The organism is Clavibacter michiganensis subsp. insidiosus (assembly GCF_002240565.1).
Lineage (GTDB): Bacteria > Actinomycetota > Actinomycetes > Actinomycetales > Microbacteriaceae > Clavibacter > Clavibacter insidiosus.
The window spans coordinates 2,051,120-2,073,529 of sequence record NZ_MZMO01000001.1 but is presented as its reverse complement, the minus strand read 5'-3'; the positions used below and the strand labels follow the sequence as shown (position 1 = coordinate 2,073,529).

General features: G+C 74.2%; 20 protein-coding genes. 11 read left to right on the top strand and 9 right to left on the bottom strand.

Translation table 11 applies throughout. From position 1 onward, the window contains the following. Positions 1–37: 37 nt before the first annotated feature. The 4 genes from B5P21_RS10065 to B5P21_RS10050 all read right to left on the bottom strand — a co-directional run bounded on the left by B5P21_RS10065 (position 38) and on the right by B5P21_RS10050 (position 5,274). A complete protein-coding gene (locus tag B5P21_RS10065) occupies positions 38–1,486 on the bottom strand; it encodes a phytoene desaturase family protein (RefSeq protein WP_045527609.1) in 1,449 nt (482 codons plus the stop codon). A 9-nt stretch (positions 1,487–1,495) separates the two neighbouring features. Beyond that, positions 1,496–2,494 carry an SDR family oxidoreductase gene (locus B5P21_RS10060; RefSeq protein WP_045527611.1) on the bottom strand — a complete coding sequence of 333 codons (999 nt, stop codon included), beginning with the start codon at positions 2,492–2,494 and terminating at the stop codon, positions 1,496–1,498. Positions 2,495–2,591: 97 nt separating this feature from the next. Then, complete coding sequence (locus tag B5P21_RS10055) at positions 2,592–4,280, bottom strand: long-chain-fatty-acid--CoA ligase (RefSeq protein WP_045527615.1); 1,689 nt, start codon at positions 4,278–4,280, stop codon at positions 2,592–2,594. A 64-nt stretch (positions 4,281–4,344) separates the two neighbouring features. Continuing rightward, positions 4,345–5,274: an oxidoreductase gene (locus B5P21_RS10050; protein WP_045527617.1), complete on the bottom strand. Its 930-nt coding sequence runs from the start codon at positions 5,272–5,274 to the stop codon at positions 4,345–4,347. A 121-nt stretch (positions 5,275–5,395) separates the two neighbouring features. Here B5P21_RS10050 and B5P21_RS10045 point away from each other — a divergent pair, with 121 nt between their 5' ends. Both B5P21_RS10045 and B5P21_RS10040 read left to right on the top strand, forming a co-directional pair. Continuing rightward, the gene (locus tag B5P21_RS10045; RefSeq protein WP_045527619.1) at positions 5,396–5,749 is read left to right on the top strand and encodes a hypothetical protein; all 354 of its coding nucleotides are present in this window, start codon (positions 5,396–5,398) and stop codon (positions 5,747–5,749) included. After that, positions 5,746–6,963 carry a M20/M25/M40 family metallo-hydrolase gene (locus B5P21_RS10040; protein ID WP_045527623.1) on the top strand — a complete coding sequence of 406 codons (1,218 nt, stop codon included), beginning with the start codon at positions 5,746–5,748 and terminating at the stop codon, positions 6,961–6,963. Before B5P21_RS10045 ends, B5P21_RS10040 begins: the two co-directional genes overlap by 4 nt. Positions 6,964–6,966: 3 nt before the next feature. Here B5P21_RS10040 and B5P21_RS10035 read toward each other — a convergent pair whose 3' ends face one another. Beyond that, entirely contained in the window at positions 6,967–7,473 is a 507-nt protein-coding gene (locus B5P21_RS10035) for a metallophosphoesterase family protein (protein WP_094171099.1), read from the bottom strand. A gap of 63 nt (positions 7,474–7,536) precedes the next feature. On the opposite strand from B5P21_RS10035, the gene B5P21_RS10030 reads away from it, so the two are divergent. The 7 genes from B5P21_RS10030 to B5P21_RS10000 all read left to right on the top strand — a co-directional run bounded on the left by B5P21_RS10030 (position 7,537) and on the right by B5P21_RS10000 (position 13,074). Beyond that, the gene (locus B5P21_RS10030; protein WP_045527626.1) at positions 7,537–8,085 is read left to right on the top strand and encodes a GNAT family N-acetyltransferase; all 549 of its coding nucleotides are present in this window, start codon (positions 7,537–7,539) and stop codon (positions 8,083–8,085) included. Between the two features lie 41 nt (positions 8,086–8,126). Then, the gene (locus B5P21_RS10025; RefSeq protein ID WP_045530276.1) at positions 8,127–8,741 is read left to right on the top strand and encodes a sulfite oxidase-like oxidoreductase; all 615 of its coding nucleotides are present in this window, start codon (positions 8,127–8,129) and stop codon (positions 8,739–8,741) included. Next, positions 8,708–9,553, top strand: coding sequence for an FAD-binding oxidoreductase (locus B5P21_RS10020; protein ID WP_246865273.1), 846 nt, complete (start codon positions 8,708–8,710; stop codon positions 9,551–9,553). Before B5P21_RS10025 ends, B5P21_RS10020 begins: the two co-directional genes overlap by 34 nt. Next, positions 9,553–10,086: a DUF1697 domain-containing protein gene (locus B5P21_RS10015; RefSeq protein WP_045527631.1), complete on the top strand. Its 534-nt coding sequence runs from the start codon at positions 9,553–9,555 to the stop codon at positions 10,084–10,086. The genes B5P21_RS10020 and B5P21_RS10015 overlap by 1 nt, the downstream gene beginning before the upstream one ends. A 117-nt stretch (positions 10,087–10,203) precedes the next feature. Further along, positions 10,204–11,202: an oxygenase MpaB family protein gene (locus B5P21_RS10010; protein ID WP_045527633.1), complete on the top strand. Its 999-nt coding sequence runs from the start codon at positions 10,204–10,206 to the stop codon at positions 11,200–11,202. 76 nt (positions 11,203–11,278) lie between these two features. Beyond that, positions 11,279–12,571 (top strand): DNA polymerase IV, encoded by a 1,293-nt coding sequence (locus B5P21_RS10005; protein ID WP_094171098.1) that lies wholly within the window; start codon positions 11,279–11,281, stop codon positions 12,569–12,571. Between the two features lie 11 nt (positions 12,572–12,582). Then, positions 12,583–13,074, top strand: coding sequence for a hypothetical protein (locus B5P21_RS10000; RefSeq protein WP_094171097.1), 492 nt, complete (start codon positions 12,583–12,585; stop codon positions 13,072–13,074). Positions 13,075–13,137: 63 nt separating this feature from the next. Here the strand turns inward: B5P21_RS10000 and B5P21_RS09995 are convergent, their stop codons facing one another. The 4 genes from B5P21_RS09995 to glgX all read right to left on the bottom strand — a co-directional run bounded on the left by B5P21_RS09995 (position 13,138) and on the right by glgX (position 20,971). Further along, complete coding sequence (locus B5P21_RS09995) at positions 13,138–14,451, bottom strand: UDP-glucose dehydrogenase family protein (RefSeq protein ID WP_045527646.1); 1,314 nt, start codon at positions 14,449–14,451, stop codon at positions 13,138–13,140. 168 nt (positions 14,452–14,619) lie between these two features. Further along, entirely contained in the window at positions 14,620–16,422 is a 1,803-nt protein-coding gene (gene treZ, locus B5P21_RS09990) for a malto-oligosyltrehalose trehalohydrolase (RefSeq protein ID WP_045527649.1), read from the bottom strand. Then, positions 16,419–18,770, bottom strand: coding sequence for a malto-oligosyltrehalose synthase (gene treY / locus B5P21_RS09985; RefSeq protein ID WP_045527650.1), 2,352 nt, complete (start codon positions 18,768–18,770; stop codon positions 16,419–16,421). The genes treZ and treY overlap by 4 nt, the downstream gene beginning before the upstream one ends. After that, positions 18,767–20,971: a glycogen debranching protein GlgX gene (glgX, locus tag B5P21_RS09980; RefSeq protein ID WP_045527655.1), complete on the bottom strand. Its 2,205-nt coding sequence runs from the start codon at positions 20,969–20,971 to the stop codon at positions 18,767–18,769. The genes treY and glgX overlap by 4 nt, the downstream gene beginning before the upstream one ends. 204 nt (positions 20,972–21,175) lie before the next feature. On the opposite strand from glgX, the gene B5P21_RS09975 reads away from it, so the two are divergent. Both B5P21_RS09975 and B5P21_RS09970 read left to right on the top strand, forming a co-directional pair. After that, the gene (locus tag B5P21_RS09975; RefSeq protein WP_094171414.1) at positions 21,176–21,508 is read left to right on the top strand and encodes a hypothetical protein; all 333 of its coding nucleotides are present in this window, start codon (positions 21,176–21,178) and stop codon (positions 21,506–21,508) included. A gap of 248 nt (positions 21,509–21,756) precedes the next feature. Continuing rightward, complete coding sequence (locus B5P21_RS09970; RefSeq protein ID WP_094171096.1) at positions 21,757–22,410, top strand: ECF transporter S component; 654 nt, start codon at positions 21,757–21,759, stop codon at positions 22,408–22,410.

Below are 22,410 nucleotides of genomic sequence, written 5' to 3'. Positions count from 1 at the left end.
TCGGCCGGCGGGGCTCGACGCCCGCCGGGGCGCCCTGCTACAGCGAGAGGTCGGGCCCGCGGTCGATCCCGAACTCGTGCCGCAGCGCGCTCCGGGCGGCCTGGTAGCCGGCCATGCCGTGCACGCCGGGTCCGGGACTCGCCGAGCTCGACGCGAGGTAGACGCCGGCGGCGGGCGTGCGCCACGGATCCGGCGAGAGCACGGGACGCGCGAGCAGCTGCCACACGCTCGCGGCGCCGGCCGCGATGTCGCCGCCGATGTAGTTCGGGTCGTGCTCCTCCATGCCGACGGCGTCGATGCTGGACGAGGCGAGGATCAGGTCGCGGAAGCCCGGGGCGAAGCGCTCGATCTGCCGCGTGATCGCCTCGGTCTGGTCGACCGTGGACCCCGCGGGTACGTGCGTGTACGCCCAGAGCACGTGCTTCCCCGCGGGCGCGCGGCCGGGGTCGTCGATCGAGGGCTGCGCCACGAGCACGTAGGGGTCGTCGCTGTGGCGCCCGGCGGCCACGTCGCGCTCGGCCCGCTGGATCTCGGCCCGCGTGCCGCCCACGTGCAGCGTCCCCGCCTTCCGGAGCTCGGGATCCGTCCACGGCACGGGCCCGGAGAGCGCGAAGTCGACCTTGGAGGCGGCGTTGCCGTAGCGGAAGCGGCGCAGGGCGCGGAGGTAGCGCGCGGGCAGGCGGTCGCTCGCGATGCGCGAGAGGGCCCGGGCGCTCGTGTCGAGGAGCACGGCGCGGGCGGGCGGCAGCTCGCGGAGCCTCCGGACCTCGGATCCCGTGATCACCTCGCCGCCGTGCGCCCGCAGGTCGTCGACCATCGCGTCGACGATGGACTGGCTGCCGCCGATCGGCACCGGCCAGCCGCGCGCGTGGGCGTAGGCGCCGAGGGAGAGCGCGGCCGCGGCGGTGGAGACGCTCGGCATGGTCTGGATCGCGTGGGCGGCGACCCCGGTGAGCATGGCGGGCGCGACGTCGCCGCGGAACCGCGCGTTCCAGGCGGGCGAGCCCTGCTCGAGGGCGCGGAGGCCGAGGCGGATCGCGGTCGGCGGATGCCGCGGCACCTGCAGCAGCGGGCCGTTGGTGAACTGGGCGACGCGGTCCGCGGTCGCGGCGAGCGGCCCCATGAGCTGCTTCCACGCCCGGCCGTCCACGCCGAGCGCGTCGGCCGTGCGGTCGATGTCGCGGTACGCGATGCCCGAGACGCCGCCGTCCAGCGGGTGCCCGTAGGAGATCTCGGGGACGACGAGCTCGATGCGCCGGTCGAGCTGGAACGCGCGGAAGAACCCGGACGCGAGCGCCATCGGGTGCACGGCGGAGCAGATGTCGTGGTGGAAGCCGGGGAGCGTGAGCTCGGCCGTGCGGCTCCCGCCGCCGATCGTGTCGGCCCCCTCGTGCACCTCGACCCGGAGGCCCGCACGGGCCATCGTCACGGCCGCGGCCAGCCCGTTCGGCCCCGAGCCGACCACGATCGCGTCGATGTCACCCATGCGTCGAGGCTATCGGCGACGCAGGGCGGCGGTGCCGGCGACGACGCCGGAGAGGAGCGCGCCCGCGCCGAGGGCGACGGCCTTCGCGCGGTTGCGGACGATCCAGACCTGCGGGCTCATCATGCGCGCCCGGTCGCTGAAGATGCCGCGCGCGCCGTGGTCGCCCGCGGTCGGCGTGTAGAGGTTGGTCGTCAGCATGGGCTGCGTCTTGTCCTCCGCCTGCTGGCCGGTGTAGCCGGTCTTCGCGAGGTAGCCGTCGAGCCAGTTCGCGACGAAGCGGTTGCCGAGCACCGTCATGACGGTGGGCTCGCCGACCCAGTTGCGGCGCTTCGGCTTCTCGGCGACCGCGGCGATGGCCCGCGCGCCCACCTCGGGCTCGAAGATCGGCGGCACGGGCTGCGGGTGGTGCGGCAGCTGCGACTTGACCCAGTTGAACTGGATCGTGTTGAGCGCCGGCATGTCGACCGTGGAGATCTCCACGGCGCTCGTGTTGTGGATCAGCTCGGTCGTCACCGACTCGGTGAAGCCCTGCACCGCGTGCTTGGCGGCGCAGTACGCGGCCTGCAGCGGGATCCCGCGGTGGGCGAGCGCCGAGCCGACCTGGATCACATGGCCCCGGTCGCGCGGCACCATGCGGCTGAGCGCGGCGCGCGTGCCGTTGACGAAGCCGAAGTAGTTGACGGCCGTGGCGCGCTCGAAGTCGGCCGGGTCGGTGGTGAGGAACTCGCCGAAGACGCCGACCATGGCGTCGTTGACCCACAGGTCGATGGGGCCGAGCTCGTCCTCGACGCGGTCGGCGGCGGCCTCGACGGCCAGGCGGTCGGCGACGTCGGTGGAGATGCCGAGGCCGCGGCGCCCGCGCGCCTCGATGTCGGCGACGGCACCCGCGAGCCCGTCCTCGCCGCGCGCGAGGACGGCGACGTCCCAGCCGCGGTCGGCGAGCTCCCGTACGGTCGCGCGGCCCAGTCCGGCCGATCCTCCGGTGACGACGGCGATGCCTCGAGTCATGTGGCTCCTTCGATGGTTGGTGCACGAAACGTGCTCTCCCACCGTAGGACCGTCCCGCCCGCCGACCCCGCCCGGGGCGCGTCCTGCCAGGCGGCGGTCAGCCTTCGCGCTGCAGGTCCTCGCGCACCTGGCGGCGCAGCACCTTCCCGATGAGCGAGGTGGGGAGCGCGTCCACCCGCACGACGCGGCGGGGGACCTTGTACGCCGTGAGGTGGGCGCGGCAGTAGGCGCGGATCGCGGCCTCGTCGAGCGCGGCGCCCGGATCCAGCACGACCGCGGCCGTGACGTCCTCGCCGCCGTCCACCGACGGCAGCCCGACCACGGCGACGCCCTGGATGCCCGGCGCGCCGCGCACGACGTCCTCGACCTCGCTCGGGGAGACGTTGAAGCCGCCCGTGATGATGAGCTCCTTCATCCGGTCGACGATGGTCGTGAAGCCGTCGGCGTCGACGCGGACGATGTCGCCCGTGCGGAACCAGCCGCCGTCGAGGAGCGCCGCGCGCGTCTCGTCGGGGCGGCGCCAGTACCCCTGGAACACCTGCGGGCCGCGGATGAGCAGCTCGCCCTCCTCGCCCGGCGCGCGGTCGGCCGTCGGGTCCTCGGGATCCACGACCCGCACCTCGGTGCTCGGGAACGGCACGCCCACGGTGCCCGGCCGCCGCGACGGGCCGATGGGGTTTCCGAGCGCGACGGGCGACGTCTCGGTGAGCCCGTAGCCCTCGACGAGGTAGCCGCCCGTGAGGCCCTCCCACAGCTCGACGGTGGAGACCGGCAGGTTCATGGCGCCGGAGATCGCGAACCGGACACCCGTGAGGTCGACCCGCTTCTCCTTCGCCCCGCGCGCGAGCCGCTCGTAGATGGGCGGCACGGCGGGCAGGAACGTCGGCGGGTGCTTCCGCGCGGCGGCGAGCACGAGGTCCACGTCGAACTTCGGGAACAGCACGAGGCGCGCCCCGATCGCCATGGCGAACGTGAGGCAGAGCGTGAGGCCGTAGGCGTGGAACATCGGCAGCACGCCGTAGACCGTCTCGCCGCCGTCGGCGAGGCCGGGCACCCAGGCGCGGCCCTGCATGGCGTTCGCGTGCAGGTTGCGATGGGTGAGGATCGCGCCCTTGGGGCTCGCGGTCGTGCCGCTCGTGTACTGGAGGATCGCCGTGTCGTCGAGCTCGGGCCGGGGGCGGGAGGCGGCGATGCGGCGGTGGTCGACGAGCTCCTCCCACGTGACGGTGCTCGTCACGGGCGTCGTGATCGCGGCCCGGGCGCGGCGGGCGGCGGGCACCGGCAGGCGGAGCTTGAGGCGCGTGGCGAGCGGCATCGCGGCGGGCAGGTCGACCGAGACGATCGTGTCGACGGGCACGTCGCGCGGCATGTCCTGGATCGTGCCGACGACCGTGTTCCAGGCGATGGCGACGCGGGCGCCGTGGTCCTCGAACTGGTGCCGGAGCTCGCGGGGCGTGTAGAGCGGGTTGTGCTCGACGACGATCGCGCCGAGCCGGAGCACCGCGTAGAACGCGATGACGTGCTGCGGGCAGTTCGGCAGCACGAGGGCGACGCGGTCGCCCTTCCGGACGCCGAGGCGGCGCAGGCCCTCGGCCGCGCGGCTGATCTGGTCGCCCAGCTCGCGGTAGGTCGTCTCGCGGCCGAAGAACTCGAGCGCCACGGCCTTGGCATGCCGCTGGATGGAGCGCTCGACCATGTCCACCAGGGATCCGATGACGGGCGGGATGTCGGCCGACACCCCGTCCGCGTAGCTGCGTACCCAGGGGCGGTCGGCGTCGTTGCTCATGTCCCCACCATAGGGAATGCGCCCGGGGAGATCCCGGGCGCATCGGCCGTGCATCGGTCGTGGGCTAGGCCGGGTAGACGACCCCGGTGAGCTGCTCGGACGCGTCCCAGAGGCGGCGGGCGAGCTCGGGGTCCTTCGACCACGGGCTCGAGGCGGCCAGGTGCGGCATGCCCGTCATCCCGCCGGGGCCCGCGGGCCCGTAGTAGTCGCCCGGGTGCACGCCGAGGCCGGTCGCGGCCTGGATCTGCGGGAGCGCGCCCACGCGCACGTCCTGGCCCATCGCGGCCGGGCCGAACTTCGCGGCCAGGTCGCTCATGACGCCCTGCGGCCCGGATCCCGGACCGTTCTTCGCGAGGTTGGTGGACGTGATCCCGGGGTGCGCGGCGACCGCCGTGAGGCCCCAGCCCCGCTCCTCGGAGAGCGCCTGCAGGCGGCGCATGAACAGGAGGTTCGCGAGCTTGGCCTGGCCGTAGGCCGCCCAGGGGCTGTAGCGCCGCTCGGACTGGAGGTCGCCGAACGCGATGCGGCCCATCCAGTGCGCGAGGCTCGAGACGACGACCACGCGGGGCGCGTCGGCCGCCCGGAGCGCGGGCAGGAGCAGGCCGGTCAGCGCGAAGTGGCCGAGGTGGTTGGTGCCGAGCTGGATCTCGAACCCGTCGGCCGTCTCGCGCCGGTCCGGCGGGGCCATGACGCCGGCGTTGTCGACGAGGATGTCGACCGGCCCGCGCTCGATCTCGCGGTCGGCGAAGGCGCGCACCGAGGCGAGGTCGGCGAGGTCGAGGGATCCGACCTCCACGTGGACGCCGGGGTGGCGGTCGCGGATGGTGCCGGCCGCGTCCTCGCCGCGCTCCGGATCGCGCGAGGTGAGGACGACGGAGGCGCCGGCTGCGGCGAGCCGGCGCGCGGTCTCGAGGCCGAGGCCGCTGTTGCCGCCGGTGACGACGGCGCGCTTCCCGTCGAGCGGGCTGATGATGATGTCGGTGGGACGGGGCACGCGGACTCCTCTTGCGGGTGGGATCCCCACGCTAGCGAGGTCGGCCGGGCGTCGCCCGTGCGGGTCGGCCGGGGCCGCGCGCCGGACGGCCTCCTCGGGCCGCCGATGGGAGGATCGGGGCATGTGGATGAGACGCGGCCGGGACGGATCCGAGGGCGAGCGGGGGAGCGACGCGACGCACGCGATCGGGGTCGGGGCCGTGGTCGTGATCCTCGGCGGGGCCGCCGCGACGGGCGATCCCGCGCTCGACGGCGAGCCCGTCGGACTCGTGGTCGCCTCCGCGTCCGACGGACTGCGCAGCGTCAGCCCCGTGCCCACGGCCCGCGGCCGCGCCTGGGTCGTGGAGCTCGGATCGGACGACGACGGCACGGCCGGTCGTCGGGTCGTCGTGCCGCAGAGCGCGCTGCGCCTCGTGGACGACGCCGACGGGACGGTCCCCGCGCTGCCCGCCGACGACCTCCCGCCGCGCGCGTGAGCGGCGCCGTGCCGGGACCGGACGCGGCAGCCGCGGGCCTCGTGGATCCCGTCGACCTCGCCGCCGAGCTGATCCGCATCGACTCGACCAACCCCGACCTCGTGCCGGGCGCCGCGGGGGAGCGAGCGGTCGCCGCCCACGTCGCCGCGTGGCTCCGCGCCCGCGGCTTCGACGTGCGCGTGCTCGAGGAGGCCCCCGGCCGCCCGACCGTCCTCGCGACCGCGCGCGGCACGGGCGGCGGCCGCGCGATCCTCCTCGACGGGCACCTCGACACCGTGCCGCCCGGGGACCCGGAGCGCGGCGGGCTGGAACCCCGGATCGACGGCGGCCGGCTGTTCGGCCGCGGCGCCTTCGACATGAAGGCGGGCCTCGCCGCGATGATGGTCGCCGCCGACCGCGCCCGCCGGATCGGCGCGCGCGGCGACGTCGTGCTCGCGCTCGTCGCCGACGAGGAGTTCGGCAGCATCGGCACGGAGGAGGCCCTCCGGGCGCTGGCCGGCGACGGCACGCGCATCGACGGCGCCGTGATCTCCGAGCCCAGCCAGTCCGAGGCGATCGTCGCCCACCGCGGCTTCGGCTGGTACGAGATCCGGCTGCGCGGGCGCGCGGCGCACGGCTCGATGCCGGAGCAGGGCGTCGACGCGATCGCGCACGCCGGGCTCGTGCTGCGCGAGCTCGACGCGCTGGCCGACCGCCTCGCCGCGGGACCCCGCCACCCGCTCCTCGGGACGGGCGCGGTGCGCGTCTCCCGGATCCACGGCGGCTCGGACGCGGCCACGGTCGCCGACTCCTGCGTCCTCACGATCGAGCGCCGCTTCCTCCCCGGCCAGTCGACGGCGGACGTGGAGGCCGAGCTGCGCGCCGCCCTCGAGGCGGTCGCCGCCCGCACGCCCGGGATGGACGTCGAGCTCGTCGTCCTCGTCGCGCGCGCGGCCTTCGAGGCCGACGTCGACGGCCCGCTCGCCCGGGCCGTGCTCGACAGCGGCGCGCGCGTCACGGGATCGCCCATCCCGCACCGCGGCGAGCCGTTCTGGACCGACGCCGGGCTCGTGCACGAGGCCGGGATCCCGTGCATCCTGCTGGGCGTCACGGGCGGCGGCGCGCACGCAGCCGAGGAGTGGGCCGAGGTCGACTCGATCCGGCGGCTCGCCGACGTGCTCGAGGGGGCGATCCTCGACTTCTGCGGCAGCGCCGGGGCGACGCCGGAGGGCTGAGCGTCAGTCGCGCGTCGCCGACCGGTGCAGCTCCACGTCGAGCCGTCCCGCGTCCGCTGTCGCGGTCATCCACGTGAAGTCCGGCTGGCGGCGGCGGTCGGTGGGCGAGCCGGGATTGAGGAGGCGCAGGCCCGAGGGCGTCACGGTGTCCCACGGGATGTGGCTGTGGCCGAAGACGAGCACGTCGGTCTCCGGGAACGCCGCGTCCATCCGCCGCTCGCGGCTCGTCGACGCTCCGGTCTCGTGCGTGACGGCGAAGCGGATCCCCTCGATCACCGCGCGCGCCGTCTCCGACAGCCGCGCCCGCAGCCCCGCGGGGTCGTTGTTGCCCCAGCACGCGAGGAGCCGGGCGGAGCGCGCCGCGAGCGCGTCGAGCGCGGGCTCGTCGACCCAGTCGCCCGCGTGCACCACGACGTCGGCGGCGTCGACCGCCCGCCACAGCGCCCGCGGCAGGTCCTTCGCGCGCTTCGGGAGATGGGTGTCGCTGAGGAGCACGAGCGATGCGGTCATCCGGGCAACGGTACGCGGGCGCCGCGCCCGGGACCGGCCGGCCGGCTCCCGTACCCTCGATGCGTGACCCCCGCCACCCGCGACCTCGTCCCCGCCGACCTCGCGTGGATGGTGCCGCTGAACAACTCCGCCGTGCCCGCGGTCCCGCCCATGGACGCCGCGTCGCTCGGCGAGGTGCTCCGCCACGCCGACCTCGCGATCGCCGTCGCCGACGCGGATGCGCCGGACGCGACGCCGGTCGGCATGCTCCTCGCGATGCAGCCCGGCGGCGCCTACGACAGCTCGAACTACCGCTGGTTCGGGGAGCACGGGGTCGACGGCCTCTACGTCGACCGGATCGTGGTCGGCGACGGGCAGCGCGGGCGCCGGCTCGGCCAGGTCCTCTACGCCCGCGTCTTCGCCGAGGCCCGCCGCACGGGGCGCGCGGCCGTCACGTGCGAGGTCAACACGCTCCCGCCGAACCCCGGGTCGCTCGCCTTCCACGGCCGGCTCGGCTTCCTCCGCCTCGCCGAGGTCGTCGACGACGACGGGCTGCACGCGGTCGCGATGCTGTCCGCTCCCGTCGATCCGGATCCGTCCGCCCCGTCCGCGCGCCGATCCCCCGCGCCATGATGGACGGGACCCCGCACCACCCGCTCCTCGAGGAGGCGCCCATGACCGGCATCACCCGCGGCTTCGTCGGCCGCCCGCGCAAGGGCCCGGCCGACCGGCTCCCGCCCGGCCAGTACGACACCCAGGGCGGCTGGCCCGTCCTCACCGCCGAGGCCGTGCCGAACCTGCCCGAGTCGCGCTGGTCGATCGCCGTCGACGGCCTCGTCGAGGGCCCCACGACGTGGGACTGGGACGAGGCCCACGCGCTGCCCCGGTCCGAGTACGCGGGCGACATCCACTGCGTCACCACCTGGACCCGGCTCGACACGCGCTTCGCGGGCGTCAGCGTCGACACGCTGCTCGACGCCGCGGGCCCGCTCCCGGAGGCGCGCTTCGTCCTCGCGACCTCGCACTCCGGGTACACGACCAACCTGCCGCTCGAGGACCTCCGCGGCGGCCGCGCGTGGATCGCGTGGGAGGCGGACGGCCGCCCGCTCACGCCCGACCACGGCGGACCCGCGCGCCTCCTCGTGCCGCACCTCTACTTCTGGAAGAGCGCGAAGTGGATCGCCCGCCTCACGCTCCTCGACCGCGACCAGCAGGGCTTCTGGGAGCGCAACGGCTACCACGACCGCGGCGACCCGTGGCGCGAGCAGCGCTACCAGGGCGACCGCTGAGCGCGCTGACGCCCGCGCCCGGATCCGGGCCCGCGCGCGAGCCCGCCGTCCCCGCGTCCGTCGGCGGCGAGTGGCGGACGGCGACCATCACGGCGCTCGAGCACCCGACGCCGACGACCGTCCTGCTGCGCTTCGACGTGCCCGGCCGGATCCCGCACCTGCCCGGCCAGCACTGCGTCGTCCGGCTGCGCGCGGAGGACGGGTACACGGCCCAGCGTTCGTACTCGATCCTGTCCGCGCCGCACGAGGAGGGCGTCGAGCTGCTGATGGAGCGCTACGAGGACGGCGAGGTGAGCGGCTTCTTCGCCGACGTCGCCCGGGTCGGCGACGAGATCGAGATGCGCCTGCCCATCGGCGGCTTCTTCGTCTGGGACGGCGCGACGCCGGCGGTCGCGCTCGGCGGCGGCACGGGGGCGGTGCCCTTGGTGGCGATGGTCCGCCACGCGCGGCACCTCGGCGTGCCGCACCTCGTCCGCGTGGCCGTCTCGGGGCGCACCGCGGCGGACGTCCCGTGCCGCGCGGAGCTCGAGGCCGCGGGCGCGCTCATCGTGACGACCCGCGAGCGGCACGGCGCGCGCGGGTTCGGTCGCCTCCGAACCGACGAGGTCGCGGGGCTCGCCGCGGGCGCCGGGGTCGCGCTCGTGTGCGGATCCACCGCGTTCGCGGGCGGGGCGACGCGCCTGCTGCTCGACGCCGGAGTCGATCGCGACGCGATCCGCATCGAGCAGTTCGGCCCGTCGGGGGAGTGCCGCCGCCGCCGTCGGGCCACACTGGGGCGGACGGCGACGGAGCCGCGGGGAGCGGGTGCCTGATGGAGCGATCGGTCGTGCTGCTGCGCGGGATCAACGTCGGGCGTTCCAAGCAGGTCCCCATGGCCGAGCTCGCGGCGGCGCTGGAGGGCCTCGGCTACGTGCGCGTGCGCACGCACCTCCGGAGCGGGAACGCCGTCGTCGACCACGAGCGCGCGAGCGGCCGCGGTGCGGCGGTGGCGATCGAGGACGCGGTCCGGCTCGCCACGGGCGTGACCGCGGACGTCCACGTCGTCCCGGCCGACGACTTCCGGCGCATCGCCGCGGGCATCCCGTTCGGCGTCGCCGCCGACGACCCCTCCCGTCTCCTCGTCTCGTTCCTCGACCGCCCGCTGGATCCGCTGCCCGCGCCGCCGCCCGCCGTCGACATCGCGCCCGACCTCGTCGCGGTCGCCCGCGACGCGGTCTACTCCTGGCACCCCGACGGCGTCTCCGCGTCCCGCGTGCCCCCCGCGTTCTGGCGCGGGCTCGGCGCCTCCGTCACCGCCAGGAACGTCCGCACGGTGTCCGCCCTCGTCGCGCTCCTCGACTCCTGACGCCGCCGCCCGCGCCCCGCGTCCCCCGCACGGGGGTGACGTCCGGAGGCCGTCGCGCCCCCGTTCCGGGTCAGGGGCGCTGCGGCCTCCTCTCGGCGCGGGAGGGGGGATAGGTTCGTGGACGTGAGCAGATTCGCGGACCGCTGGAAGTCCCACATCCTGGAGACGTTCTCCGCGGACTCCGAGGGGCGACCCCAGTGGATCCAGGACCTGGAGGACGGCGAGGACGCCGGCTGGTTCGGCCCCGGCTCCGCGGTCTGGGCCGTGCACGGCGGCATGCCGACGCTCGTGGCGGGGATCCGCGCCCTCCTCATGCAGACGCTGCACCCGGGCGCCATGGCCGGCGTGCACGACTGGTCGCGCTACCGCGAGGACCCGCTCGGCCGGCTCGCCGGCACCGTGCGCTGGGTCATCACCACCTCGTTCGGCGACCGGGACACCGCGGTCGACGTCAGCCGACGCGTCCGCGGCTACCACCGCAAGGTGCAGGGCACGTTCGTCGACGGCCGCGGCGTCGAGCGCCCCTACAGCGCCAACGACCCGGACCTCCTCGCCTGGGTGCACATGGTCTTCACGGACGCGTTCCTCAGCACGCACATGCAGTGGGGGCCGCCGATCCCGGGCGGGCCCGACCTGTACGTGGCCGAGTGGGCGAAGGCGGGCGAGCTCATGGGCGTCGAGGCGCCGCCGCGCTCGCACGCCGAGCTGCACGCGCAGATCGACGCGTTCCACGACCAGGGCCTCCTCCGCGCCGACGAGCGCACGCGCGAGACGATCTCGTTCCTCCGAGAGCCGCCGCTGCGGCCCTCCATGCTGCCGGCCTACCGCGTGCTCTTCGCGGGAGCCGTCGCGTCGCTCGAGCCGCGGTACCGCGAGCTCCTCGGGCTCGACCGGGCGTCGTTCGGCCCCTTCCCGCTGGCGGCGCTCGCCTCGACGCGCGTGATGCTCGGCGTCGCCGGGCGCGTGATGGGCGACCAGTCCACGAGCCACGAGGCCGCGCTCAAGCGCATCGCGCGGCTGGACGCCCGGTCGGCCGGGTCGTCGACCGGACCCGCGCAGGAGCCCTGCCCGGGACTCGGCGACGACGCCGGGCACCGCGCCCAGCCCGCGGCCTGATCCCGCGCATCCCGCGGGTCCGGCGGCGCCCGCCGGAGGGGCCGATGTCGGCGGCCCGGGCTAGCGTGGATACGACATGAGCAGGCAGGACGGATCGACCCGGCGCACGTCCGACGCGAGCGCGGACGACTCCGAGGCGACCATCCTCCACATCGACATGGACGCGTTCTTCGCCGCCGTCGAGCTGCTCGAGCGGCCGGAGCTGCGCGGCACCCCCGTCATCGTCGGCGGGTCATCGGGGCGCGGCGTCGTCACGAGCGCCACCTACGAGGCCCGGCGCTTCGGCGTCCGCTCGGCCATGCCCATGGCCCAGGCGCTGCGCCTCTGCCCGCAGGCCACCGTCATCGGCGGCCACATGGAGAAGTACGCGCACTGGTCGCGCGTGGTGATGGGCATCTTCCGCGACATCACCCCGCTCGTGGAGCCGCTCAGCATCGACGAGGCGTTCCTCGACGTGGCGGGCGCCCGCGGGCTGTTCGGCCCGCCCGCCGAGATCGGCGCGATGATCCGCCGCCGCGTGCACGCCGAGACCGGCCTCACCTGCTCGGTCGGCGCGGCCTCCACCAAGTTCGTCGCCAAGCTCGCGAGCACGCGCTGCAAGCCCGACGGCCTGTTGGTCATCCCCGCCGCCGAGACGCTGCCGTTCCTGCACGGGCTGCCGGTCGGCGCGCTCTGGGGCGTGGGGAAGACGACCGAGGAGGCGCTCCTCCGGCGCGGCCTCCGCACGGTCGCCGACATCGCGGACACGCCGCTGCCCACGCTGCAGTCGATGCTCGGCGGGTCCGCGGGCGCCCGGCTGCACGACCTCTCCTGGGGCCGCGACCCCCGGCGCGTCAGCACGCACCGCGAGGAGAAGAGCATGGGGCACGAGAACACGTTCCACGACGACGTGACGGATCCCGAGATCGTGCGCCGCGAGCTCCTCGGCCAGGCCACGCGCGTCGCCGAGCGTCTCCGGCGCGCGGGCCTCACCGCCCGCACCGTGTCGCTCAAGCTCCGCTACTCCGACTTCCGCACCATCACGCGCTCGCGCACGCTGTCGGATCCCACCGACGTCGCGCGCCGCATCTACGACGAGATCCGCGACGTCTACGAGCAGGTCGCCCGGCCGGGCGACCGGATCCGGCTCGTGGGCGTGCGCGCCGAGCAGCTCGACGACGCCGACAACCGCGCCGTCGCGCTGTGGGACGCGGACGAGGGCTGGCGCGAGGCCGAGCGCACGGTCGACCAGGCGGCGGAGCGGTTCGGCCGTGGCGCCATCGGGCCGGCGTCGCTCCTGCGGAAGCCGGGGGCGAAGCGGGCGACGGTGTCGGATCCGCGCACGGAGGCCGCCTCCCGCGGTACCCTCCCCGCACACCCGCCCGACTGACGAGGACCACCATGACCGATCCCGCCGCGCCCGCCCCCGATGACCACGTCCCGGCAGGGGAGGAGGCAGCAGCCCCGGTCGCGCCGCCCGCCGCATCGGCACCGGCACCGCCCGTCGCGCCGGCATCCCCTGTCACGCCGTTCGGGCCACCTTCGGCGTCCGTCGCCGCCCCCTACGGCCTCGCGCCCGCCCCCGTCCCGCCCTCCCCGGCCGCGGTCGCGTGGGGCCAGCCGGTCTACGCGGCCGCGCCGCCCAAGGGCCTGAGCCTCACGTCGATGATCCTGGGCCTCGTCTCGGTCCTCTTCTTCTGGACCTTCCTCTGCCCGCTCATCGGGCTGGTCTTCGGCATCATCGGCATCCGCAAGGAGCCCGCCGGGCGCGGCTTCGCCATCACGGGCCTCATCCTCAACGGCCTGCTGCTGCTCATCCCCGTCGCGTTCGTGCTCTCGATCGTCGTGGCGGGCGGCACGCTCTTCGGGATCGCGGCCACCACCCCGCGCTGACTGCCGCCGACGCCTCCGGCACCCGGTCGCGGCAGAGGCGGTCGGGCGGGCGGTGCGGGACGGCTAGGGCCGGCCCATGCCGCGGTAGCGCCAGCCGGCGGCGCGCCACGCGACGGGGTCGAGGCAGTTGCGGCCGTCGACGATCACGGGCGTCGTCACGATGGCCTTGAGCTCGGACGGGTCGATGGCCCGGTACTGCTTCCACTCGGTGAGCAGCATGACGGCGTCGGCGTCGCGCGCCGCCTCCTGCCAGGTGTCGACGTAGGTGAGCTCCGGGAAGCGGCGGCGCGAGTTCTCGTTGGCGTACGGATCCGTCGCGAGCACGCGCGCGCCCTGCAGCTGCAGCTGCGCGGAGATGCTGAGCGCGGGGGAGTCGCGCACGTCGTCCGACTCGGGCTTGAAGGCGAGGCCCAGCACGGCGATGTTGCGGCCGAGCAGGGATCCGCCGCACACCTCGCGCGCCACGTCGACCGCGCGCACGCGACGGCGCATGTTGATGGAGTCGACCTCGCGGAGGAACGTGAGCGCCTGGTCGGCGCCGAGCTCGCCCGCGCGCGCCATGAACGCGCGGATGTCCTTGGGGAGGCAGCCGCCGCCGAAGCCGATGCCGGCGTTGAGGAAGCGGCGGCCGATGCGGTCGTCGTAGCCGATGGCGTCCGCCAGCTGCGTGACGTCGGCGCCGGTGGCCTCGCACACCTCCGCCATGGCGTTGATGAAGGAGATCTTGGTCGCGAGGAACGCGTTCGCGGACACCTTCACGAGCTCGGCGGTCTCGTAGTCGGTCGTGACCCGGGCGGTGCCGGTGCCCAGCGCGGCGGCGTAGACCTCGTCGAGGGCGGCGCGCGCGGCCTCCCCGGCGTCGCCGGCTGGCAGGCCGTAGACGAAGCGGTCGGGCGTGAGCGTGTCCTCGACCGCGAAGCCCTCGCGCAGGAACTCCGGGTTCCACATCAGCGTCGCGCCGGGGACGCGCCCCGCGATGCGCTCCGCGAGGCGGCGCGCGGTGCCGACGGGGACGGTGGACTTGCCGGCGACCACGTCGCCGGGCGCCAGGTGGGGGATCAGCGCGTCGACCGCGGCGTCGACGTACGTCATGTCGGCGGCGTTCTCGCCGCGCTTCTGCGGCGTGCCGACGGCGATGAAGTGCACGCGGGACCCGGCGGCCTCGGCCGTGTCGGTGGTGAAGCGGAGGCGGCCGGTCGCGAGCTGCTCGGTGAGCAGGTCCGGCAGGCCCGGCTCGAAGAAGGGGGCCACGCCCTGCTGCAGGGAGGCGATCTTCGCGGCGTCCACGTCGACCGCGACCACGTCGTGCCCGAGGCGGCTCATGCACGCCGCGTGGACCGTGCCGAGGTAGCCGCAGCCGATGACGGAGATGCGCACGGGGGAGTCCTTCGCGTCGGGGGAGGGCCGCCGAGGGGGCGCCGGACGACGGTCGAGCGGGTCGCCGGGCGGCGGCGTGGGCACCGTACCACGGGCATGTGACGTGCCAGGGGCGGGGCCCGGCGCGCGCTCGCGCGCCGCGTCGGACCCCGCCCGGGGCGCCGTGGATCAGGCCAGCAGGGCCTCCGCCGAGTCGGCCACCGGGCCGAGGATCGCGGCCGAGCGCGCGGGCAGCACGACCTCGTCGTCGCCCAGGGCGACGCCCGGGGCCGTGGCGAGCAGCAGCGCGGGACGCTCGCCCACGACGGGCACGCGCCGCTCCTCGTCGGACAGGTTGACGACGATGGACAGCTCGCCGCGGTCCATCACGAGGAGTCGCGCCTCCTCGTGCACCTCGACCTCCACCTCGGCGAACCGGGGGTCGGTGAGATCGGGGTGGGCGCGGCGCAGGCGGATCAGCTCGCCGTACAGCGCGAACAGGCGGGCGTGCTGCGAGTCCGCGGCCTCGGAGCCGTAGAGCTCCGACCAGTCGAGCTTCGAGTCCTGGAACGTCGAGAGGTCCTGCGGGTTCGGCACGACCGACTCGTCCCAGCCCATCTTCGCGAACTCCGCGATGCGGCCCTTCGCGGTCGCCTCGCCGAGGTCGTGCTCCGGGTGCGACGTGAAGAACTGCCACGGCGTGGTCGCGCCCCACTCCTCGCCCATGAAGAGCATCGGGGTGAAGGGCGACGTCAGCGTGAGGACCGCGGCCAGCGCGAGCCCGCCCTCGTCGAGCGTCGCCGTGAGGCGGTCGCCCGTGGCGCGGTTGCCGATCTGGTCGTGGTTCTGGTTCGCGACCACGAGGCGGTGCGCGGGGATCCGCTCGGTGTCGATCGGACGCCCGTGGACGCGGCCGCGGAACGACGACCACGTGCCGTCGTGGAAGAAGCCGCGCGTGATCACCTTGGCGAGCGCCCCGAGCGACGCGAAGTCCTCGTAGTAGCCGGTCGTCTCGCCCGTGAGCGCGACGTGGACGGCGTGGTGGAAGTCGTCGCTCCACTGCGCGTCGAGCCCGTAGCCGTGCGCCTCGCGCGAGGTGATGAGCTTCGGGTCGTTGAGGTCCGACTCCGCGATGAGCGTGAGCGGCCGGCCGACGTGCGCGGACAGGACGTCCACCTGCACCGCGAGCTCCTCGAGGAGGTGCGTCGCGGTCGAGTCGACGAGCGCGTGCACCGCGTCGAGGCGCAGCGCGTCGACGTGGTAGTCGCCGAGCCACATCAGCGCGTTGTCGATGATGTACTCGCGGACGGGGCCGGAGCCCTCGCCGTCGAGGTTGAGGCTGGATCCCCACGTGTTGGCCGAGGCCTCGTGCAGGTACGGCCCGAACTCCGGCAGGTAGTTGCCCGACGGCCCGAGGTGGTTGTAGACGACGTCCTGCACGACGCCGAGGCCGCGCGCGTGGCACGCGTCGACGAAGCGCTGGTACGCCGCGGGACCGCCGTAGGTCTCCTGCACGGTGTACCAGAGGACGCCGTCGTAGCCCCAGTTGTGCGTGCCGTTGAAGCCGTTGACCGGCAGCACCTCCACGAGGTCCACGCCGAGCCCCACGAGGTGGTCGAGCCGGTCGATGGCGGAATCGAGCGTGCCGTCGGGCGTGAAGGTGCCGATGTGCATCTCGTAGATCACGGCGCCGGCGAGCTGGCGGCCGGTCCACGCCTGGTCGGTCCACGCGAACGACGACGGGTCGTAGGTGCGCGAGCGGCCGTGGACGCCCTCGGGCTGGCGGCGCGAGCGCGGGTCGGGCAGCGGGGTGTCGGCGTCGTCCACGAGGTAGCCGTAGTCGAGGTCGCCGGAGGGGAGGGCCTCGGCGCGGTCGGCGTCGAGGGTCCACCAGCCGTCGCCGACGGGCGAGAGCGGCAGGCGCTCGTCGCCCACGGAGAGGGCGAGGGTGCGGGCCTCGGGGGCCCAGATGTCGAAGCGGTCGTCGGTCATGCTCGGCTCCCGGGGGTGAGGTCGGCGGCGGTGGATGCGGGCGCGAGGATCGCGACCGGGTAGTCGGCGAGGAGCGCCGCCACGGACACGCGCCCGCCGTCGAGGCAACGGCCGCTCACGTGGTCGACGAGCTCGCCCTCGGGCAGCGCGATGGAGGTGGATCCCCACCCGCCGCCGGTCTCGAGCCCGACGGGCAGGCGGGTCGCGACGGTGATCGCCCCGCCGCGGTCGAACGCGATCACGTGGGCCGCGGCGTCGCCGGTCGCGCGCACGGGCTCGTAGCCCGTGAACAGCTCCGGGTGCTCGCGACGGAGGCGGAGAGCCCGCGCCGTGACGAGGAGCTTGGCGGCCCCGGTCTCGTCGATGGCGGGCTCGGCGCCCGTGAGCACGGCGTCGAGGGCGGCGCGGCGCATGCCGAAGTCGACCTCGCGGCGGTTGTCGGGATCCACGAGGCTCGTCTCCCACAGCTCGCTGCCCTGGTAGACGTCGGGCATGCCGGGGGCCGTGAGCTGGATGGCCTTGGCCGCGAGGGAGTTCGACCAGCCGGGTCCGGAGAGCCGGTCGTAGAGCCCGGCGACGATCGTGCGGGCGCGCGGGTCGTCGAAGGCCGCGTCGACGAGCGCGTGCATGCGCTCCTCGAAGGCCTCGTCGGGCGCGGTCCACGTGGTCGAGTCGCCGGCCTCGCGCGACGCCTTCTCGGCGTACGCGTGCAGGCGCTCGCGCGACGCGGGCCAGGTGCCGACGAGCGTCTGCCACAGCAGGTTCTCGAACGGGCCGTCGCCCGTGGGGGCGACCTCGCGGAGCTGGCCGAGCGCGTCGCGCCAGGCCTCGGGCGTCTCGGACAGCACGTCGATGCGGGCGCGCACGTCCTCGCCGCGCTTGGTGTCGTGCGTGGAGAGCGTCGTCATCGCGTGGGGCGCGACGCGGTTCCGCTCCTGCTGGCGCGCGTGGAAGTCGTCGACGTCGATCGCGAAGATCGACGGGTCGGCGCCGACCTCGTTGAGCGAGACGAGGCGCGAGTACCGGTAGAACGCGGTGTCCTCGACGCCCTTGGCCATGACCATGCCGCTCGTCTGCTGGAAGCGCTGGGCGACGAGCGTGGTCGGGTCGGAGAGCTGGGGCATGAGCGCGTCGATGGTGGCGACGAGGTCCGGGCGGCTGATGCGTGCGGCCGCGGCGGCCTCCTCGAGGTGGTGGAGCCCGCCGGGTAGGTAGCTGCGGTAGACGGGGAAGGTCGCGAGCAGCTCGGCGAGCGCGTCGGCGGCGTCCGCGGGCGCGTCCTCGACGAGGCGCTCGAGGCGGAGGACCTCGCTGCGGAGGATCCCGTCGGCGATGCCGCGCTTGGTGCCGCGGATCATGTCGGCCCAGCTCGTGAGCTCGCCCTGCGGCAGGCCGCGGAGCGACGCCTCGAGGTGGTCGAGCTCGACCTGGCCGTCGGGGTCGACGAGCACGCGGTCGATCTCCGCGAGCGCGTCGTAGCCCGTGGTGCCGGCGGTGGCCCAGTCGGTGGGCAGCGTCTCGCCGGGCTCGAGGATCTTCTCGACGAGCACGTACGCGCCGCCGGTGATCCGCGCGAGGTCGTCGAGGTACCCCTTCGGGTCGAGCAGGCCGTCCGGGTGGTCGACCCGGAGGCCGTCGGCGAGGCCCTCGCGGAACCAGCGCGAGATCTCGGCGTGCGACTCCTCGAAGACGCGCGGCAGCTCGACGCGGATGCCCGCAAGCGTGTTCACCGCGAAGAAGCGGCGGTAGTTGAGCTCGGCGTCGGCGCGGCGCCAGTCGATCAGCTCGTAGGACTGGCGCTCGTGCACCGTGCGGGCGTCCGCGTCGTCCTCGGCCGTGCCGGGCGCGACGGGGAACCGCTGGTCGTAGTAGCGGAGCTCCACGGTGCCGTCGTCGCCGCGCACGAGCTTCAGCTCGTCGAGCTCCGACTCGCCGTCGCCGAGCACGGGGATCCGCACCTTGCCCCGCCCGAAGTCCCAGTCCACGTCGAACGCGTCGGCGTACCGGCTCGCGGTGCCGTGCGTCAGCAGGTCCCACCACCAGAGGCTCTCCACGGGCGTCGCGACGCCGACGTGGTTGGGGACGATGTCCACCAGCACGCCGAGGCCCAGCTCGTGGGCGCGGTCCGCGACGGCCTTCATGCCCGCCGCGCCGCCGCGCGCCGGGTCGACCTGCGCGTGGTCGACGACGTCGTAGCCGTGGTCGGATCCGGGCTCGGCCGCGAGGATCGGGCTGAGGTACACCCAGTCCGCGCCGAGGTCCTTCACGTACGGCAGCTGCTCGGCCACGGCGGCGAGGTCGAACGATTCCCGCACCTGGAACCGGTAGGTGGAGATGGGGGTTCTCAACTGATGTCGCTCCTTGGGTCTGCGGCGGGCCGGTCGGCCTGCGCGTGGGTGAGGACGGCGAGGCTCGCCGCGACCGAGTGGTCGGGTTCCACCTCGGGCTCGGTGTAGGCGCGCAGCACCACGAGCGCCTTGGCCGCCACGTCCACGACGCTACTCGCGCGGAGGGCCGTCGAGTCGGCTCCGACGCCCGCGGTGTCGATCACGGTCTCCCACGCGTCCGCGTACTCGTCCGACGGGAGCGTGAAGGACACCGGCTCGTCGTGCGCGTTGAAGTAGAGGAGGAAGTGCGTGTCGTAGATGTCCTCGCCGCGGCGGTCGCGCCCGCGGATCCCGTTGCCGTTGAGGAACATGCCGATGGCGCGGAGGCCGGACTCCCAGTCGTCGTCGACCATCGGGGTCGCGTCCGCGTCGAGCCACACGATGTCGGGGAGCGGCTCGCCCTCGCCGCGGCGCACCGGCCGGCCGTCGAAGAAGCGCCCGCGACGGAAGGTCGGGTGCTCCTTGCGGAGCCGCACGACGGACGCGGTGAACTCGACGAGCGGCTGGTCGGCCTGGTCCCAGTGCACCCAGCTGATCTCGTTGTCCTGCGCGTACGTGTTGTTGTTGCCCTGCTGCGTGCGGCCGAGCTCGTCGCCGTGGAGGATCATCGGCACGCCCTGCGACAGGATCATGGTGGCGAGCATGTTGCGCTGCTGGCGGCCGCGGAGCGTGAGGATCGCCGGGTCGTCCGTCGGCCCCTCCACGCCCATGTTCCACGAGCGGTTGTGGCTCTCGCCGTCCTGGTTGTCCTCGCCGTTCGCCTCGTTGTGCTTCTCGTTGTAAGAGACGAGGTCGGCGATGGTGAAGCCGTCGTGCGCGGTGATGAAGTTGATCGACGCGACCGGTCGGCGCCCCGAGTGCTCGTAGAGGTCCGCCGATCCCGTGATGCGCGCCGCGAACTCGCCGAGCGAGGAGGCCTCGCCGCGCCAGAAGTCGCGCACGGTGTCGCGGTACTTGCCGTTCCACTCGGTCCACTGCGGCGGGAAGTTGCCCACCTGGTAGCCGCCGGGGCCCACGTCCCACGGCTCGGCGATGAGCTTGACCTGCGACACCACCGGATCCTGCTGCACGAGCTCGAAGAACGTGGCGAGCTTGTCGACGTCGTAGAACTCGCGCGCGAGGGCCGACGCCAGATCGAACCGGAAGCCGTCGACGTGCATCTCGGTGACCCAGTACCGCAGGGAGTCCATGATCAGCTGCAGCGCGTGCGGGTGGCGCACGTTGAGCGAGTTCCCCGTGCCCGTGTAGTCCATGTAGTAGGTCGGGTCGTCCTCCATGAGCCGGTAGTAGGCCTGGTTGTCGATGCCCTTGAAGGAGAGCGTCGGGCCGAGGTGGTTGCCCTCGGCCGTGTGGTTGTAGACCACGTCGAGGATGACCTCGATGCCGGCGGCGTGCAGCGCCCGCACCATGGACTTGAACTCCTGCACCTGCTGGCCGAGCTCGCCCGTGGACGAGTAGGCGTTGTGCGGCGCGAAGAACCCGATGGTGTTGTAGCCCCAGTAGTTCCGGAGGCCCTTCTCGAGCAGCGTGTTGTCCTGCACGAACTGGTGCACGGGCATGAGCTCGATGGCGGTGACGCCCAGCTTCTGCAGGTGGTCGATGACGGCGGGGTGCGCGATGCCGGCGTACGTGCCGCGCAGCTCCTCGGGGACCCGCGGGTTGAGCTGCGTGAGCCCCTTCACGTGCGCCTCGTAGACGACGGTCTCGCTGTAGGGCGTCCGGGGGAGGCGGTCGCCGTCCCAGTCGAAGAACGGGTTGACCACGACGCCGAGCATCATGTGCGGGCCCGAGTCCTCGTCGTTGCGGCTGGCCGGGTCGCCGAACTCGTAGGCGAACAGCGACGGGTGCCAGTCGAACTCGCCGCAGGTGGCCTTCGCGTAGGGATCCAGCAGCAGCTTCGCGGGGTTCGACCGGTGGCCGGCCTCGGGCTCGTACGGCGCGGTGACGCGGTAGCCGTAGCGCTGCCCCGGCTGCACGTGCGGGAGGTAGCAGTGCCAGACGTGCGCGTCGACCTCGGTCACGTCCACGCGGGTCTCGGTGCCGTCCTCCTCGATGAGGCACAGCTGCACCGACTCCGCGACCTCGCTGAAGAGCGCGAAGTTCGTGCCGCTCCCGTCGAAGGTCGCGCCGAGCGGGTAGGGGTTTCCGGGCCAGGTCTTCAAGTGGTCCTCCAGTTGGGTCGACTCGTCCGCCGGCGGTGCGCAGGCGTGCGCGCGGGGTCCGTCGGGGGCGGGGCAGGCGGTGGATCCGCGTGGGCCGCAACGGCTGGAGGCCGGATGCGACGCAGCGACGCACCAGGGGCGAGGGTACCGTGACGGCCCGGATCGGCCCGCATCCTCCGGGCCCCGCGGGGTACGGTGGGACGCATGACCAACCTCGTCGCACAGCTCGCAGAGAACGTGAAGAACGCCGGAGTGGGGACAATCTACGGCGACCCCCTCGACATCGACGGCTCGACCATCGTGCCGGTGGCATTCGCCTGGTACGGCTTCGGCGGGGGCAGCGACCTCCCCGACTCCGACGGCAACGTCGCGGGCGGCGGCGGGGGCGGCGGCGGCGCCTGCCCCATCGGCGCGTACATCGCCACCGACGGCGAGGTGCGGTTCCAGCCCAACGTCATCGCGCTGCTCGCGGTGGCCACGCCCGTCATCTGGATCTCCGGCAAGGTCCTCGTCAAGCTCATCAAGACGCTGAAGTAGCGCGGCTCGCACCACCACCGCGGAGCGCGGGTGCCCTCGGGCATCTGCGCTCCCGTGCGTCCGGGACCCCGTCGTCCCGCGCGCGTCGCCCGCGCGCTATGCTCACCGTGAACACGGGAGTCCGGTGAGCCGGGCTGAGAGGAAGACACCCAGTCTTCGACCGTCATACCTGATCTGGATCATGCCAGCGCAGGGAGGCTTCCATCTCGCACCCGTGCCCTCTTCCACTCATCCGAAGGGCACGTCGAATGACCGCATCACCCTCGTCCACCGCATCCGCCGCGAGCGTCGACACCGGCGCCCGCACGCCCCGCTCGGGCCTCCGCGCCCGCTGGCGGGTCATCGACATCGTCGTCGCGAGCGTCCTCGGCGTCGCGTCCGGCCTCGTCTTCGTCATCTGGAACACGGCGTCCGTGCCCGTCGGCAGCTTCTTCGAGCCGCTGCTCCCCGGCCTGCAGGCGCTCGCGGGCGGCGGCTGGCTGTTCGCCGGCGTCCTCACCGGCATCGTGATCCGCAAGCCCGGCGCCGCCCTCTACGGCGAGCTGCTGGCCGCGTTCGTCTCGATGCTCGTGGGCAACGTCTGGGGCGTCGGCACGCTGCTCTCCGGCCTCACGCAGGGCCTCGGCGCGGAGCTCGTGCTCCTCGTCTTCCTGTACGCGAACTGGCGCGCCTACGTCGCCGTGCTCGCGGGCATGGGCGCGGGGCTCGGCATGGCCGTCACCGACCTCATCACCTACTACCCGGGGTCCACACCGCTATTCGCGACGATCTACACGGTCGCGGCCCTCCTCGCGGGCGCGGTCATCGCGGGGCTGCTCTCGTGGCTCGTCGCCCGGGCGCTCGCCCGCACCGGCGCGCTGTCGCGCTTCGCCTCGGGCCGCGACACCGCGGCCCGCGTCTGA